A 16,023-nucleotide genomic window follows, 5' to 3' on the forward strand; every position below is an offset into this window, starting at 1 on the left:
CTTTCTTAAAATTTTTCGTTTTTTCCTTGGTTTTCTCCGGTTATTCGGTAAATCCGACGCTTTCCATCAGTTCCGATTTGGATTCTTCGACACATTCAACCTGTTTTTCGACAGATTTCCCCTGCACGATATAATTGTAAAGATAGCCGATCTCCGCCGTGGGGATGACGACATTGTAGGCCCGGCACACGCGGCCGAACACCTCCCGGATCATCGCGATGAAATCGCCGTGCTCAGCTTCAAATTTCTCCAGGTTGAGATAGTAGACGAAGCGCTTGTCGATGATCAGCCGCTCGATCAAACAGCTGATATGCAGATAAAGTCCGATCAGGATGTTGTTGGACAACGTGAATTCCAGCCGTTTCTGTATCTGTTCGAGGATTTCCTCGACGTACACGATAATTTTCTCCGGATTGAGAATTGTCAGATAGTCGATCAAGTTATCCAGGGAGAAGTTGCGCACCATGTTCTGCGTAAATACCGTCAGCTCCTCGTCGTTCATCAACATTCCCAACTTTTCTTTGAGCACCCAGCTGTCGCTTTGATTGATGATATCTTCGATTGAGATAAACGGAATACCTTGCGGTTTCAGATTCAGCGTGCCAAGAATCAGAATAACATTGTATTTATCAAAAATTCCTGACGCCTGGCGGTGCTGAAGCGTATCGGCAGCGATCGGAATGACCGTCAGATCCATTTTTTTCGGGAAGCTGTTTTCCACCAGTGCGGCAATCTTGCCCGCAATCCCAATGCCGGAGGAACAAACTGTCAGAATCGCTTTGGGACGGACACGGTTTTTAATGATCACGTAATTCGGCAGCGAGCGCTGCTTGGCCTGTTCAAGAATCGTCTCCAGCGAATCCCCTTCCATGATCATCGCGCCGACGTCCAGGGCCAGCTTGGTCGTGACATTGTTGATGATGCCGATATCCAGATCGGCAGTCTGATCGATATATTTCTGAATGCCTTCCAGCGAGCCCATGTCGACCATGACGATGATCTCGTGACAATTCCGGATTTCACTCAAATACTGTTTAAGCTTGTTGGTGATCGTTTCAAAATGACTTTCAACCGGCATGTCGATCGCCGTGAAGATATTCTGGTGCAGCAGCTGATTCGCCAGCTCTGCGATCCCGCTGGCAATGGAATAACCATGCGCCATGATGACGACCGGAATCGGCGCCGGCTGATAGCCCCGGTTAAAGTAGAGAAAAAACAACGTCGTCGTGATTTCCTCAAATGCGCCCAATGGCAGATTCAGGCCGGTTTGCAGCAACGGCAGGATTTCATTGGCAATCGAAACCAGCTTGGGGTTGACCGTTTTTAACGTTTCCTGGAAATCGCTGATGCTGCGGCCGCGGCGGCGCAGCTCCACGGCACTGATCGGCTCATTCTGAAGCAGATCGGTGAAGTAGCGGGCCAGGATCTTAATTTCGTTGTTGGACAGCTCGGGCATTCCGTATTTCTTATTCAGCAGCCGGTTGATGTTCGCCAACAGGCTCTGGACGATCTCCTCCTGCGGCGAGCTGAAATTTTCATTGTTGAAAAACAGGAAATCAACGTATTGTTCCAGCTGCAGCGTCGTCGTGGCCAGAAACGTGTCAAGCGACAGCTCATGCTTCTGGAAGCGTTCGTAATTCTGCATCGCGGCCTGATAAAACAACAGATACCGGCTTTCTCCGCCGCCCCGCGGCAGCAGCTCGCCCAGCGGCAGCAGCCGGCTCACGCTGCCTTGATCCATTAACGGATTCCGCAGCGGATTGCGGACCAGTCCGGAAGGCAGATCGCTGATATGCAGATCGAGCGTCGGACTGGCGTTTTTAATCGCCTTCATGTACGCACCGGCCATACCGACCTGGATATCGTTTTTCAGCTCGCCGATGTTGTGACGGAATTCATGCTGCTCCAACAGGCGGTAGGCAGATTCACTGATCCGCACCGGCATTTTGAACTTGGTCTGTTCGGTTTCAAGAATATACCGGATCAATTCGCGCTTCTCCGTCAGCGGCCGTTCTTTCAACGCCGGAATCTGAATCACGATCGGAATTCTGCGGAACAGCGTTTTCAACAACGCCTGATCCGGGTTTTCCGTCGTTGCGAACACAAAGCGCACCGTACTGGCAAGCCATTTTTGATTATCGCCGACCCGGTGATAAACGCCCTTATCCATAAACAAAAACAACTTTTCCTGACATTCCGGCGTCAGGCTGTGAATTTCATCCAGGAATAACATCCCCTTGTCCGCCAGTGCCAGAAGTCCCTCGCTGTCCTTCTCCGCTCCGGTGTACGCGCCTTTGGTATAGCCGAACAAACTGGTCAGAAAGAAATCCGGATTGTCCGAATATTCCGCACAGTTGACCGTGATCAGCTTTCCTTCGCTGCCGATCAGCCCACGCTGTACGCAATAGTCATACAGCTTCGCGGCCAGTAAGCTCTTACCGCTGCCGGTCGGGCCATGAAGCAAAACTGCCAGTCCGCTGCCGGGATAATTCATCGCCGCCTTGCATTGCTCGATTGCGTAGTGCAAGCTGCCGTTGCCGCCAATCAGATCGGAGAACACCGAGCGTTTCTCCTGCAGCTGATCCGCCTGATTCCATAAGTCCTCGGCGTTGTCATAGACGCTGGCAAAGCCGTCGTTTTCCAGCGCGCTGCGCGCTAAAAAACAGGTGGGGTGTGCTCCGATTTTAATCAGCTTCCCTTCATAAAACAATTCGTTAAGGTATTGGGACGCAAGATTGCGGGAGATGTCCAGCTTCTCCGCTAAGCTCCGGGCACAGAACAGTTCGAGATCGAGTTCGCGGACCGGCCGGCCCGTCATCTGCGTTTCGATCCTCTCATAGAGCTGACGCTTCGTTTTATTTTCCATGACTCTGCTCCTCTTCCAGTCCATTGTAAATTCAATCAATAATTTTTACAATTCCTTTATTATCAAGGATTTCCCAATTTTTAACATTCCCCATGAAAGCGCTTGCCAGAACTGTGGGATTGGACTACACTGAAAATCAGGAGAGTACCGAGATGAAGAACAAACAAAGTCTGCGCTTACATCAAGCCCAGCGGCAGCGCCAGGCCTTCTCGCCTGCACGCAGCCGTTTTGTCGAAACCCTAACAAAAAACCGACAGGAACTGGCCGTCGAGCTGCGCTCGCTGATCGCCGCTAATCCGTTTCTGCATACCGTTTCCGACGAAGTGCTGTTCGCTCAGGCCCAGCCAGAGTTCGATCTTCGCGCCGACTTACTGAACCAGCTGCACACCGGCCGTTGGCGCTTCCGCCTCGACGTGGCGGAGTATATCATTGAGGCATTGGACGATCATGGCTTCTACGATCCAGCCCAGCCGGCACCCGGTTTTCAGCCGGAGGAAATCGCGGCCGCGCTGAGTGGGGTTCAACAGCTAGAGCCGTTCGGTATCGGCTGCCGCAATAGTCTGGATTACATCCGCCGGCAGCTCAGATTTCGGAATGAAAGAATGGCGCTGCGGATCCTGGACGAAGGCGCGGAGGAATTAAGCCGCGGTCAAATTTCAACGCTGTGCCGGAAACTCAGGTTGACGGCAACCGAACTGCAGGATCAGCTGAACGTGATCCGTTCCTGCCAGCTTTATCCCTGCCAGCTCGGCCCCGTGGAAAACACCTATGTGCAGGCTGACGTCCGTTTGACGCTGGAAGACGGGGAGTTCTCGATTATCCCGCTTTCCCCGCAGGTTCTGCTCGACATCCCGGCCGGGCCGCTCAGCCCTCAGCTGAAGCAATACTTAAAAGAAGCTCAGCTGACATTGGATCTGATCGACCAGCGTAATCTCACGATGCAGCTGGTCTTCCAGTGCCTTGTCCGACGCCAGCGGGATCATTTGCTTCAAGACGCGCCGTTAGCGGTTTGCCGCTTAAAGGAAGTGGCAGAGGAAACCGGACTTCATCTGTCCACAGTATCCCGCGCCTGTGCGCATAAATATTATGAATTCAACGGCCGGATCCGGCCCTTTTCCGATCTGTTATGCAAAGCGCTGCATCAGATCAGCCGCGACAGGATCGAAACGCAGCTCAAGCGGTGGATCGCTGAGGAAGACCCGGCTATCCCGCTGGATGATGAACAGCTGGCGCTGCGTTTTCAAAATGAGGGTGTGGTCCTCTCCCGCAGACGGATCGCCGATGTCCGCAAGCGGCTTAACATTCCCAATTCCTATCAACGCAGATTGGTTAAAAACACAGACTGAAACATATCAGATGCTTACTCAGTCTACAATAAAAACAAAAAAGGCAGGCGGTACAAAGCTTTATATAACGCTTTATAATGCCTGCTTCTTTGTCTTAAAACACGAAGTCTGCCCTATCTGGGTATCCGTTACTGCTTATCTTTTTATTGCTTAGGGATCAAAATTCAAAAAGCCTTCAAATGTTCTTCTCTAAAGCTTCAAACGGAAAGAAGTTATTTCGCTAAAGCATGCTTGGCTGCCGCTTCACCTGCCAGAATTCCCGAATCCGTACACAGAAGCTGAGCGTCACCGGATACATAAACCTGGTTAAAGTACTTCCCGTTGATTAATTCACCTGCCGCATATAACCCATCGATCGCCTCGCCATCCGTTGAAAGAACCTGATTAATGTCCGACGTTTTTAATCCGCCGATGGTTCCCATTGTAATGGTCTTAATACTGATCGCATAATACGGTCCTTCATGAATAGGAACTAAGGTCGTCTGGCCCAGGTCCGTATCCACTCCCTTTTCACAGAATTGATTATAGCGCTCGACCTGAGCCGTCAGCACTTCGGGATCCATCCCGGTTTTCTGAGCCAGTTCTTCCAAAGTTTCCGCTCGATAAACAATTTTATCATCGACGCGCTGATTCGCTTCAATAAACTCTATGCCTGCCGGGAACCCTTCCCCGGTAAAGATTGAGAAAATTTCACCGGTCCGTTCCATTGCGTCCGCAAACGCGATCGAACGGGGACCGTATAAGGCGTTTACGTTCAGAATTCTTTGACCGGTCTTATCGACGACAAAATAATTAGCATAGTTGATCAGGCTGTTCAGCGTATTCGGAAAGTACGTCGAATATCCGCCGGCATCGGCGCCGATAGCTAAGTCCATCCACCAGCCGTCTTCATACACAGCGGCGCCTAATTTCTCCGCCATTAAAATTCCGTCGCCGGTATCCGTCATGGCTGCCGTTGTGTACGGAAGAATCCACTCGCTTGGAAATTCCGGACAGAAGCGTTCCATTAATTCCGGACTTGCCGCCCATCCGCCAGTTGCCAAGACCACTGCCTTAGCCTGAACAGTCAGAGTAGAGCCATCTTCTTTTTCGCACAATACACCAGTAATCCGGCCTTGATCATCCGTCAGAATTTGTGTTGCAGGCGTATTGTAGAATATTGAAAAGTTTTCTTTTTCTTCCAGCCAGGCCATGCCTGCCGCGATGTGATCCGCGCCGCCAGCCTCGCCGTCAAAAGCGCTCGTCCGAGTCGCCGGATAGTGCCAAACTTTGAAATCGCCGCCAAAACCGTCAGGACCGGCAATCCCTACATTATGATTTTCCAAGAATTCCAAATCTGCGGCTGAGCGTTCAATCATCGCACGCACCGCTTCACGGTCTGTTTCATCCGGTTTCACGGACTGGTCTTCACAATCATTAAAGTAGTCCATATAGCCGTCAACATCCAAATCATAACCGACAGCTTGCTGCTGTTGCGATTGAACGGCAGTGATAAAGCCGCCGGAATACTTTGACGATCCGCCCGCTGCGCCGGCCTTCTCCACCGCAACCACCTTTGCACCTGCATCCAATGCGCTCATGGAAGCCGTAATTCCGGCCAGTCCCATACCAACGACAACCACGTCAGCACTGACTTCCTCGTCAGTCTTTGAGGCCGGCAGCGGCGATTTCAACAAGTCCAAATTACCTCCCGCCTGTTCGCAGGCATCTTCGACAGCGTTTAATATAGCACGGCTGGTAAAGGTTACCGACGACACAACGTCAACTGCCAGCGATTGATTTTCAAGAATAGCTTCCGGTATCTGTTCCAATGCGGCATCCGCAATATTTCGGGTTTCACCGTGTTCCAGAATTTCTATTTTCTCAATTTTTGAATCGCTGAAAGTTACCGCTACTTTTACCGGACTGCGGATTCCCTGCGCTTCCGCCGTATAAGTTCCGGCCGTATAAGCCTGTGGTGTAGATGATGCGGTTGGATTTTCAGATGTAGTCTCTGAACAAGCGCTGATTGACAAAATTAAAAAAGCGCTGATCAGAAGTTGAATCACTTTCTTCATTAATCTTCCCTCCTGTTTTTATTATAAGGAGCAAATTGTTATTTTTCTAACAACTAGATTTCTTTTTTTTCAAACTATTTTTCCTTCTTTCCGGCAGAAAATCCGAAGAGTTCAGATTATAATAAAGTCAAAGGAGAAAAGCCGGAATGGAAATCAGAAATTTAACTTATTTTGTACAAGTCTGCCAGGATTTAAATGTATCCATCGCGGCAGGAAAGTTGTATATCACTCAGCAGGCGTTGTCGAAAAGCATCAAAACCTTAGAAGCTGAATTAGGTTCGCCGCTGTTTATAAAAGTTCCTACGGGCGTTGCCATGACGCCTTATGCAAAAGCAATTTTTCCCATCTGCCAGGATATATTATCCTCATTTAATTCCGGACTGCATAAAATCCATTCCATTACACGCGAGGGCATCATTCCGCTGCGGATTGCGGCGGCTTATCAGACGATGGAATCAATATCGCCTACCTTGATTGAAGACTTTATGGCCCTACAGAACCAGGCTGAAATTCAATTTGACGGCTACCCCGACAAAGTAGCTGAGCAGCATGTGCTGACCGGCAAGGCTGATTTCCTGTTTACCGTCGGAATGCCAATGGTCCAGCAACGCTTCAAAAGTTATCTCATCAAAAAATTATCACTGTGTCTGATGGTCAGTCCTAAGCATCCGCTTTATGCGAAAACTGAGTTGTCGATCCAGGATCTGCATCGCCAGGCAATCCATTGTGCCGGACCTCAGTTTAAAACATATCATCTGCTTAGAGACGAAGCAGCCGCCGTTTCCGCTGAGCCTGTTCTGATTCCGACCAGCGGATATCTGTTTTCCACTTATGAAAACATTTTTAAGAAGAATAACGCTGTCATCGGGATCATGAGCAATACGGGCTGTCCGGGATTCCCTGAAGTCCGGCAAATTCCGTTCACTGACCCCGATCTTAACTGGGATATTTATTTTGCTTATCTGCATGATCATCGCCTGAGCGAGATCGAAGTCAGCTTTGTCCGCTATGTCCTGAGCTTCGCTTGACCGAATCTTATGGATCCCCCGTGAGTGCGTTGTTTTCGTCGCCTGGCATGTGATTAAAAAGTTTTCCTTTTGGCCGGCTGACGTTCGCAACCATTCAATGACCTCTGTTCTCCAATTCTGAATTATTGTCCGGAAATCAGCATCAGGGATTGGCCTGATGATCTATCCTTGATCGTGCGTAAATATCTGATCATAGATTTGATCTGCACAGAGAATCAGTTTCTCGGTACGGCTAATTTTTTTAAAGATGTTTCAGTCATAACAGGAAAATCCCGGATCTTATTCCCGAGTCTGATTACGGCTTTCTTCCCATAATAAAATCCCACCTCTATCGTTAAGTGAAATTTAATGATTTCCTTTAACAATTTTAGTGGGATTGAATCAAAATTTTAGAGCGTTTTTTTGACTCTGAACCTTAGATCCGGTACAGCCGTTCGATGTACTGTGCTTCCAGCGATTCGTTGAACTCGCGGCCGCCGTCGATATTCTGGGATTTATAAATCGGCGGGGTGATGCCTTTTTCAATTAAGATTTCCGCCGCCCGGTACGTTACAGCCTGCACCAGAACCGACGTGGTAATCATCGACATACCGCAGATCTTGCCGTCAAAGCCTTCCAGATCGATGCAGCAGTCGCCTTCCGGCGTGCAGTTATCCAACACGATGTCCGAAATTTCATACAAGTTTTTACCGCAGGAATGCTTTGGTTTCAAATGAGAAGAAGCTTCCAGCGCAGTGATCGCAATCAGCTTTGCGCCTTTTTTCTTGCAGCCCAGCGCAATATCCATGCACAGCGGATTGCGGCCGGAATTGGAGATGATGAACACAACATCCCCCGGACGCACGTCGACCTTTTTCATGAAGACTTCGCCGGCTCTTTCCACCGTTTCATAAGCATTGTTGGATGGTTCTACAATTTTCTTCGTTGGGATGAATCCGCCTGCGCGATGCGCGACTTCCATTGCGCCCGCCATCGAATGGCCGCCGCCCCAAGCCTGGATAATGCCGCCGTCGATGATGCACTGAGCGACCGCCTGCGCCGCGGCTTCAATGTTTTCCTGTTGTGTCTGTTCGACTTGGTCAACCAGCTGATGAACCGTTGGGAATACTTTATTGGTCATTTTCAATTCCTCCACTTTCTGCACCTATTGTAAACTTTTTATTCACATTTTACAACATATTATGAATAATTTATTCCATTTTTACTTTCCAGTCTTTTCCTGATTCTTGAATTGGTGGATGGCCCGGATAAATTCCTGCGTGATGCAATGCGGCCGGGTGATCGCGCTGCCGACGGTGACAGTCCAGGCCCCGGTTTTGAAAGCTTGGACAACCTGTTCCGGCCGATGAAACCGGCCTTCAGCATTGATGGGCAGCGTTGTTGTTTCGACCAGCTCCTCGATCAGCCGGTAATCCGGCTCGTCCAGTTGACGGGAATACGGGGTATAACCGGCGATGGTCGTCGATAAAATATCCGCGCCGCCCGAAGCCGCAATCCGGCCTTCTTCCGCGGTACTGATTTCCGCCATGATCATCACGTCCAGCTCGGCTTTATATTCCTGCAGCAGCGTCTGGATCATTTCCGGCGTGCGCCCCTGGCGCAGCGTGCAGTCGACAGCCACGATATCCGCGCCGGCCTCCGCGACAGCCCGGGCTGAAGTTAAGGTCGGTGTGATGATCACGTCGCGAAATTTGTCATAGACCTCAGGCATGATTTTATTAATCCCGAAGATGGGCAGATCCACTTCCTTTTTGATCGCCCGGATGTTCTCCGGCCAGCTTGCCCGGATGGCAGCCGCGCCGCCCAGCTTAGCGGAAACCGCCATCTTCGCCATCATTTCTGCGCCGTAAAAGGGTTCGTAATCAAACGCCTGGCAGGAAACGACCAGTCCGCCGCGCAGTTGTTCAAGAAGTTCCTTTCGCATAATCATTCACGCCAGGATACCGAAGAACCGGCCAATCAGGGCAATCGCAAAGATCAGAACGAAAACCCGTCCCATTTTCCAATGTTTCTTCTCCATCAAAGCCCAAGCCCCTAATGTCAGCAATAGCGGAAGCAGCCCTGGAAGAATTCCATCCAGCACGCTCTGAATACTCATCGTCATCTCGCCGGACACATACGCCCAGCCGATCTTCACGCTGACATATTGCGCGCTGATGCAGCCGACGATGATCAAACCGACGATGTTGGCAAAACGAACTGCGACGTCCTTCATCCCGCTTTCGAACAACGTATGGATCGCGGTGATGCCCGACCGATAGCCGAACCGGAAGGTCAGCCAGGTAAACGGAAGCATGATCCCCTGCCAGGCGATAATATAAAACAACGGTCCCGCCAGGCTTCCCTGTTCCCCAACCAGACCCAAGCCGATACTCAGCAAGATCGGAATCAAAGTTCCGATAAATAAGGAATCACCCACGCCCGCGAAAGGCCCCATCAGGGCTGTTTTCGTGGATGAAATCAATTCATCCGGCACATTTTCCCCGCATGCCCGTTGTTCTTCCATGCCCAGCGCGATACCGTTGATCATCACGCCGACCATCGGCTGACTGTTGTAGAACTGCGTATGCCGCAGCATCAGGGCCTTTTGTTCTTCCGGATCGTCGTACAGCTTGTCAGCGACCTTCCCCATCATCCCGGCAAATGCCGGAGCTTCCATTCGTTCCATATTCTGCGCTGCCAGCGCGAACATCATCCAGTAAGCATAGGCATGAAATAAATCTGACTTTGATAATTTTTTCATGGTGTTACTCATCGACTTCAACCTCCACTTCATTCGTTTTTTTCGCCGTGTACCGGATATCCAGATAAGCCAGGAAACAAGCGATCAGCGTCGCGGCTACGATCGGCATTTTCAAGACGGCGATCATGATAAACCCGACGAAGAAGTACACCAGCTCCGCATTTTTACCCAGCACAAATCGCAGCAGCATCGCAAAACCGACCGCCGGCAGCATCTTGCCAAAAATCACAAACGTATCGCCCAGCCAGGCCGGGATCGCCTGAACCACGGAGATAATGAAGTCCTGACCGAAATAACAAGCCAGAAAAATCGGTACAAAACGAGCCGCAAACTGGGATATCGACGCATATACCGGGGCATTGGTCGCTTTTTTAATCTTCCCTTGTTCAATCCATTGTTCCTGTTTGCGCACCCAGTAGACGTTGACTGAAGCCACGACATAGACTAACGAAACGCCCAGAAAGCTTAGCGGAACCGACAGGCTCAACGCATATTCCGTCGATGCGCCGGCCACCATGGCTAATGGAATACCCATATAAGCCGCGAAATTCAGATCCGCCGGCATCGACAGTCCCGGTGTAACCAGGCCGATATACAAAGTCTGGACGGCAGCGCCCATCAGGATTCCAGTCCGCACGTCCCCTAGAATAACGCCGATGATCAAACCGGAAACCAGCGGACGCCCCATTGTATACCAACCGCCCAGCTGGCCGAAACACCACGGTGAATAATTGGAAGAAAGATAGCCGAATAAGGCAATCAGCAGAGCTTGCAACAATGTCATAAAACGCTCCTCCTTGCGATCTTTCGCAACACTTCTTAATTCATCACCTTGCGCAAGAAATATGAATTAATCTATCCAGATCATAGAAGAAAACGTTGTTTATTGTCAACAAAATTAAGTCATTAATTTAAAAATAAATTATTTTGTGATGACTTTCCAAGTCATTTGTGAATTTTGAAATTGTTATTTCTTTCCAGGTTATGTATAATAGTTTTATACAACCGAGGTGATTTCATGTACCAGGAAAAATTGAAACAAGTTCAAAATGAATTAACCCAGACAGAGAAAATCATTGCGGATTTTTTCCAAAATCATTCGCTCGAAGCCCGCAGTTTTACATCCTATCAGCTTGCGGACAGGCTGAATATCGGGCAATCCACAATCATCCGGTTTTCTAAAAAATTAGGATACCGCAGTTTTCGGGAATTGTTGGAAGATTTGTCTACCTCGCTGACTGAAGAAAAAGTCAAGGAGGAGATTGTCGTCAATGAGGGCACCTCGTCAACCAATCAGAAGATCATCCAGCAGTATCAGAAAATGGCGCAGCTGACTCTTGAATTCAATCCGCCTCAAGTCATTGATCAGACCGTTTCCGCTCTCAAAAAAGCACGGAAAATCATCGTCTTCGGATTTGGCAACTCGAATTTATTCGCTGAATACATTTCCAATCAGTGGCTAAAGATGGGCCTGGATTCATTTTGCAGCGCGAATTCACATATCATTTTTTCGATGCTGAGTCAGTTCGGCCCGCAGGACGTTTTGTTTTTAATCTCCGAATCGGGAGAAACACCGGAGATTCTAAAAGCCGCGCGGATTGCCGGCCATCAGAATGTGACGGTCATCGCGATGACGCGAATTCAGAAAAACCGGCTGCATGGTTACTCGGATATTGTATTGAAAACCGTCAATTATGAAACGAATACCCGCCTCAACGCAATGACGCTGCGATGCTCCCAGCTTTGTCTTTTAGATATGATTTACTTAAATTTATATAAAACAGATTTTGAGCACTATGAAAAGATCATCGCTGAGTCTGAGAAATTATTGGATTATAAATATAACGGTTAACTGTTTTTCCGATCACCTTGATCATCAGTAAAATCCTGCGCGTCTGAAACATGCCGTAAGGCTTCAATATTCCCTGAATTTCCTGTAACAAGCCAGGCTGTGGGCAGACAACTCTCTGATGTAGCGGAAATTATCTGGAAAACTAAATAATCGTCTTGATACTGCCAGCTGAGTGTCAAGGTTTCTAACGGTCTGCTCGGCTTGAATTCCTTGGCATCCACTGCCAGCTGGGCCGTTAGTCCAGTTCATCTACTATTTTCAGATTGTTATCGATTTGCATCCTCGGAATTTTTATCCAGCTGCGGATTTTCCGGCAGTGATCCGTTTTACTTCCACATCCTTAGTTTAGTCCTATGCTGTCCCTGCTTTTTTATTATAATGCCGAAACAACCTGGGATGTAAGAAACAATCTTCCTGGACTTTTGCACACTGTTTTCTAAGGACAAAGATTCAACTTTGTCTTTTTCTTTTTGATTTTGATCTCTAGGAATAAGGAAGCATAATTCATATATACGCTTATCGCTGACAGGTTCACTCCCTCGCAATCAATTTCATAAGTCAAAGATTTTAAAGAAAGAAAAATCACCCGCATAAACAGGTGATTTTGACAGTTTCTGATCAATACATTTACAATTTGACTTGATCGCTAACTTTAAATTACATTCAATTTCTTTATAATCCATGAATCAGGAATGGACCGGCGTCAGCTTTTTTTCTTTCCGTCCCAGCCAGAGAAAATAAAGGACACAAAGGATGATCTGAACAAAGGTAGAACACGGTGTCGCCAAACCGATCTTGAACAAGGTGACCGGAAGCCTCTTGCTTGCCAGATAGGAAACTGGAATCCGCACGAAGAAGGCGCCGACCAGTCCCTGGAACATGACGAAAGTCGTCTTGCCGCAGCCGTTGAAATAGCCGACGAAGCAGAACATAAACGATACCAGCAGCGTGTCGATCGCATAAGCTTTCAGATAATCGGCGGCCGCCAGGATCACCTGCGGATCTCTGGCGAACAATCCGGAAAGCAAATCGCCATGGAAAAAGGCGAAATAGCTCATAAAGATTCCGAACAATAACGAGGTCGCGATCCCATAAGCCATTCCCCGCTTCGCCCGCTGCGGCTGATTCGCGCCGATATTCTGCGCGACATAAGCGGAAATGGATTGAGCGTAAGCCGAGGGCACCAGCAGGATAAACGTACAGACCTTCTCCGCTACGCCGACCCCGGCGGAAGCGATGACGCCGAGCTGATTCACAATCGCTGTGATCGCCAGGAAGGAAATGCTGACTAACAGATCCTGCAGCGCGACCGGCGCTCCCAGCTTGACGATTTCTTTGATGGTTTCCCCATGAAACCGGATCCTCCGCCAGGAAAAGGGAAACGGCAGTCCCTGATGAGCGACGACCGCCAGCGACAATACGACGCTGGCCGCCTGCGCGATCACGGTTGCCAGCGCCGCCCCCGCCGCCCCCATATTAAAACCGGCGACAAACAACAGATCGAGAACGATATTCGCAACGCAGGCAATCGCCACCGCCAGCAATGGTGTTCGTGCATCACCCAATCCCCGGAAAATACTGCCCAGCGTATTGTAGGCCGCAATGAACAGAATCCCACCGGAACAGATCAGGACATATTGATTCGTAAACGCAACCGCTTCGGCAGGCGCCTGCATCAACGTCACCAGCGCCGGCGTCGCAGCGACCATGACACCGGTTAAAACCAAGGCCAGACAGCCGAACAAAAAGACGCCGCTTTCCACAGTCTGTCCCACTTTTTCCGGTTCACCCCGGCCAAACTGCTGACCGATCAGCACCGTGATTCCCATTGCCAATCCGGTAATGATGACCATCATCGAATGCATGACCTGACTGCCTGTTGCGACAGCCGATACAGCCTCCGGTGAAGCAAACTGACCGACAACCAACAAGTCGACGGCACCATAGAGCGCCTGCAGAATCAGCGCGATCATGATCGGTACGGTAAACTTCATCAGCGGCGCTAAGATTTTGCCGCTCGTAAATTCTGCTCTCATCTAAATTCCTCCCATCAATCAAAAAAAGGATAAGACACTGACGCTTTACGTCAGCCATCTTATCCAGCAAATCACCTTTGTGATTTCCCCTCCGATGAACAGTGTCATTATAGTCGAACTCTGCGATCCATGTCAACGTTCTCTGAATAAGAATGGGAAAAAGAACATCGAAACGAAACGGATTTTACTTTTTCATTTCGATTTTAACGCGCTTTGTTTAAGATGGTTAACGCTCAGATGATGAAAATGTTTCAAAAAAGTTAAGAAGATTAAGCTTTTTTCTTCAATTTTCATCAAATAGAGCAAGGCTTTTTCCATTTTTCCGCAATATTAGAGGTAAAGGAGGATTCGTTCATGAAGATACAAACGACCCTTGTCAGAGAAAACCCAGTACCTTACATTCCAAGAATTCTATATCCGCGGGAAAGCAAGACTCATTCCCTGCTTGAGGATGGATTCTTTAAAAATGTAATCGCCAACGATGAGAAAGCAATGACAAATTTCCTGTCTCAATGGCGTTACTGCGAAATTAACTCGCTGGAGATCCTGCCTCAGGAACAAAAACTGGATCACGCACTGCAGAAAGCGATACGCTATGATGTCCGCGGGATTATCAATGGTAAAATTTTATTTGTGATCGAAGTGCAGCGGCAGGGAACCTGTGCCAAAGTTCTAAAACGGATGGAGTATTATGCGGCGCGGTTGTTAGCCGCACAGAAAATGAGAGGTAAAGAATACGAAGATCTGAAATCTGTGTGGCTGATCCTGATTGCGGATTTTAATTTTTTTCCAAACCCGGGGATCATCACAGATGAAACGGAAACACGATTGAAAATAGCACAGATTCCCTTGACAACAGTAATTCATTTGAGTATTATGGAAACAGGAAGAACTGAATTTCTAAGGAAGAAGCCAGTACAGGAGCTCACGGGACTGGAACGCTGGGCGATCCTGTTCGGCAACTCAGGGGACCCGGAAAAGCAGGAATGGATCAGAAGTATTTGCGAACAAGATGAAGAAATTAGAAAGGTGGTTAAGAAGATGAGTGAATGACCAAAAAACTACGAGGAATATATGCAGCAAACGATGGAAATCATGAGAGAGATGGATCTGGAAGATCTGAGGGAGATCGATTTTCATCGCGGCGCCTTGTATAAAGTGGTTAACCAAGTCTTAAAAAACGCAAAAAAAGACAGAACTTCAAAAGAAATTGCGGAGATCTTAGATGAAGAGGAAAGTATCGTTCAACAGATATTAAGCTGCCATAATGAACATCCGGAATTATCGGCGGAGCAGATTATTAAAAGAATAGAAAGCTATGCTTAAAGCATTCATCGCAAACAATCCGAAAAGATTAAAGAATCCTTCTCAAAACATGAGTTTGTTGAATAAACAGGCAGTCCTAGTGTATCAATAGGTTTTGGAATTGCATCTCAAAGCATTTCTTACCTGGCATTCGATGATAATAGCAAAGGCAGGCAGTACAAAGCTCTTATAATGCTTTATACTGCCTGCTTCTTGATCTCAAAATTCTAAAATAATCCCGAACGATGGAAGAAACTCACAATGATCAGTGCTGGTTTTTATTTTAAGTTTAGCTGCCGATCGTTTCCTGCAGCTTCTGGATTAAAGAAGCCGCTGAACGGTCCTGAACCAGGCGGATCCACTCCGGTTTATACTCTAATGTTTTTCCCGCCAGATCCAGTTTTGCCCATATCGTTTCAGAAACCGCAGCTTCCACCCAGACTGCGGCCGTTTGGGATAGACTATTTAAACCTGCGGCGAAGCGGGGGCGGATTCCACTGTTTTCCAGTTGATCGCACAAGCTTTCCAGCTTCTGAAGCGCTGCGGCATTGAAATTCCCATCCAGTTTCATCATACTATTCTCGTTTAGAAATGCCCTTAGAATCATAAACACCCGGTTAGACAAGGATTCAAGGCTTTCCGCCGGCTCTCGTTGAGAAGTAAGATGAAGGAGGCAGCGAACGCCTGTTCCCCCTGTCCACTGTTTCAACAAAAATTGCCCGGAACCTTTTGCTTCGTCCGACAGTCGATTTAGTTTCAAATAGACCTGACGATCATGATAAAGACCCCG

At 48.4% G+C, this 16,023-nt stretch carries 13 protein-coding genes; 5 read left to right on the plus strand and 8 right to left on the minus strand.

Features of this window, described 5'->3' with window-relative positions; all coding sequences use genetic code 11:
* Nucleotides 1-40: 40 nt before the first annotated feature.
* Nucleotides 41-2,866: a sigma 54-interacting transcriptional regulator gene (locus HOLDEFILI_RS03405; RefSeq protein WP_050766915.1), complete on the minus strand. Its 2,826-nt coding sequence runs from the start codon at nt 2,864-2,866 to the stop codon at nt 41-43.
* Between the two features lie 152 nt (nt 2,867-3,018).
* Here HOLDEFILI_RS03405 and HOLDEFILI_RS03410 point away from each other — a divergent pair, with 152 nt between their 5' ends.
* On the plus strand, nt 3,019-4,212 hold the full coding sequence (locus HOLDEFILI_RS03410) for an RNA polymerase factor sigma-54 (RefSeq protein WP_039863811.1): 1,194 nt from the start codon (nt 3,019-3,021) through the stop codon (nt 4,210-4,212).
* A gap of 212 nt (nt 4,213-4,424) precedes the next feature.
* Here HOLDEFILI_RS03410 and HOLDEFILI_RS03415 read toward each other — a convergent pair whose 3' ends face one another.
* On the minus strand, nt 4,425-6,269 hold the full coding sequence (locus HOLDEFILI_RS03415; RefSeq protein ID WP_006058020.1) for an FAD-dependent oxidoreductase: 1,845 nt from the start codon (nt 6,267-6,269) through the stop codon (nt 4,425-4,427).
* A gap of 146 nt (nt 6,270-6,415) precedes the next feature.
* Between HOLDEFILI_RS03415 and HOLDEFILI_RS03420 the strand changes: the two genes are divergently transcribed.
* Nucleotides 6,416-7,297, plus strand: coding sequence for a LysR family transcriptional regulator (locus tag HOLDEFILI_RS03420; RefSeq protein ID WP_006058021.1), 882 nt, complete (start codon nt 6,416-6,418; stop codon nt 7,295-7,297).
* Nucleotides 7,298-7,712: 415 nt separating this feature from the next.
* Here HOLDEFILI_RS03420 and HOLDEFILI_RS03425 read toward each other — a convergent pair whose 3' ends face one another.
* The 4 genes from HOLDEFILI_RS03425 to HOLDEFILI_RS03440 all read right to left on the minus strand — a co-directional run bounded on the left by HOLDEFILI_RS03425 (nt 7,713) and on the right by HOLDEFILI_RS03440 (nt 10,824).
* Nucleotides 7,713-8,417: a sugar isomerase domain-containing protein gene (locus HOLDEFILI_RS03425; RefSeq protein ID WP_039863812.1), complete on the minus strand. Its 705-nt coding sequence runs from the start codon at nt 8,415-8,417 to the stop codon at nt 7,713-7,715.
* Nucleotides 8,418-8,498: 81 nt separating this feature from the next.
* Nucleotides 8,499-9,221, minus strand: coding sequence for an N-acetylmannosamine-6-phosphate 2-epimerase (locus HOLDEFILI_RS03430; protein ID WP_050766916.1), 723 nt, complete (start codon nt 9,219-9,221; stop codon nt 8,499-8,501).
* 6 nt (nt 9,222-9,227) lie between these two features.
* Nucleotides 9,228-10,040 carry a PTS system mannose/fructose/sorbose family transporter subunit IID gene (locus HOLDEFILI_RS03435; protein ID WP_039863985.1) on the minus strand — a complete coding sequence of 271 codons (813 nt, stop codon included), beginning with the start codon at nt 10,038-10,040 and terminating at the stop codon, nt 9,228-9,230.
* A gap of 4 nt (nt 10,041-10,044) precedes the next feature.
* Entirely contained in the window at nt 10,045-10,824 is a 780-nt protein-coding gene (locus tag HOLDEFILI_RS03440) for a PTS mannose/fructose/sorbose/N-acetylgalactosamine transporter subunit IIC (protein WP_006058026.1), read from the minus strand.
* A 234-nt stretch (nt 10,825-11,058) separates the two neighbouring features.
* Here HOLDEFILI_RS03440 and HOLDEFILI_RS03445 point away from each other — a divergent pair, with 234 nt between their 5' ends.
* Nucleotides 11,059-11,892 (plus strand): MurR/RpiR family transcriptional regulator, encoded by an 834-nt coding sequence (locus tag HOLDEFILI_RS03445; RefSeq protein WP_006058027.1) that lies wholly within the window; start codon nt 11,059-11,061, stop codon nt 11,890-11,892.
* 686 nt (nt 11,893-12,578) lie between these two features.
* Here HOLDEFILI_RS03445 and HOLDEFILI_RS03450 read toward each other — a convergent pair.
* On the minus strand, nt 12,579-13,928 hold the full coding sequence (locus HOLDEFILI_RS03450) for an MATE family efflux transporter (protein WP_006058030.1): 1,350 nt from the start codon (nt 13,926-13,928) through the stop codon (nt 12,579-12,581).
* 354 nt (nt 13,929-14,282) lie between these two features.
* Between HOLDEFILI_RS03450 and HOLDEFILI_RS03455 the strand changes: the two genes are divergently transcribed.
* Together HOLDEFILI_RS03455 and HOLDEFILI_RS03460 are read left to right on the plus strand one after the other, a co-directional pair.
* Nucleotides 14,283-14,981 (plus strand): PD-(D/E)XK nuclease family transposase, encoded by a 699-nt coding sequence (locus HOLDEFILI_RS03455; protein ID WP_006058032.1) that lies wholly within the window; start codon nt 14,283-14,285, stop codon nt 14,979-14,981.
* Nucleotides 14,982-15,002: 21 nt separating this feature from the next.
* Nucleotides 15,003-15,254, plus strand: a complete 252-nt coding sequence (locus tag HOLDEFILI_RS03460; protein WP_006058033.1) for a hypothetical protein — start codon at nt 15,003-15,005, stop codon at nt 15,252-15,254.
* Between the two features lie 268 nt (nt 15,255-15,522).
* On the opposite strand, the gene HOLDEFILI_RS03465 is transcribed toward HOLDEFILI_RS03460, so the two are convergent.
* A complete protein-coding gene (locus tag HOLDEFILI_RS03465; protein ID WP_156788838.1) occupies nt 15,523-15,807 on the minus strand; it encodes a hypothetical protein in 285 nt (94 codons plus the stop codon).
* Nucleotides 15,808-16,023: the final 216 nt, after the last annotated feature.

The sequence above is a fragment of the Holdemania filiformis DSM 12042 genome (genome assembly GCF_000157995.1).
GTDB lineage: Bacteria > Bacillota_I > Bacilli_A > Erysipelotrichales > Erysipelotrichaceae > Holdemania > Holdemania filiformis.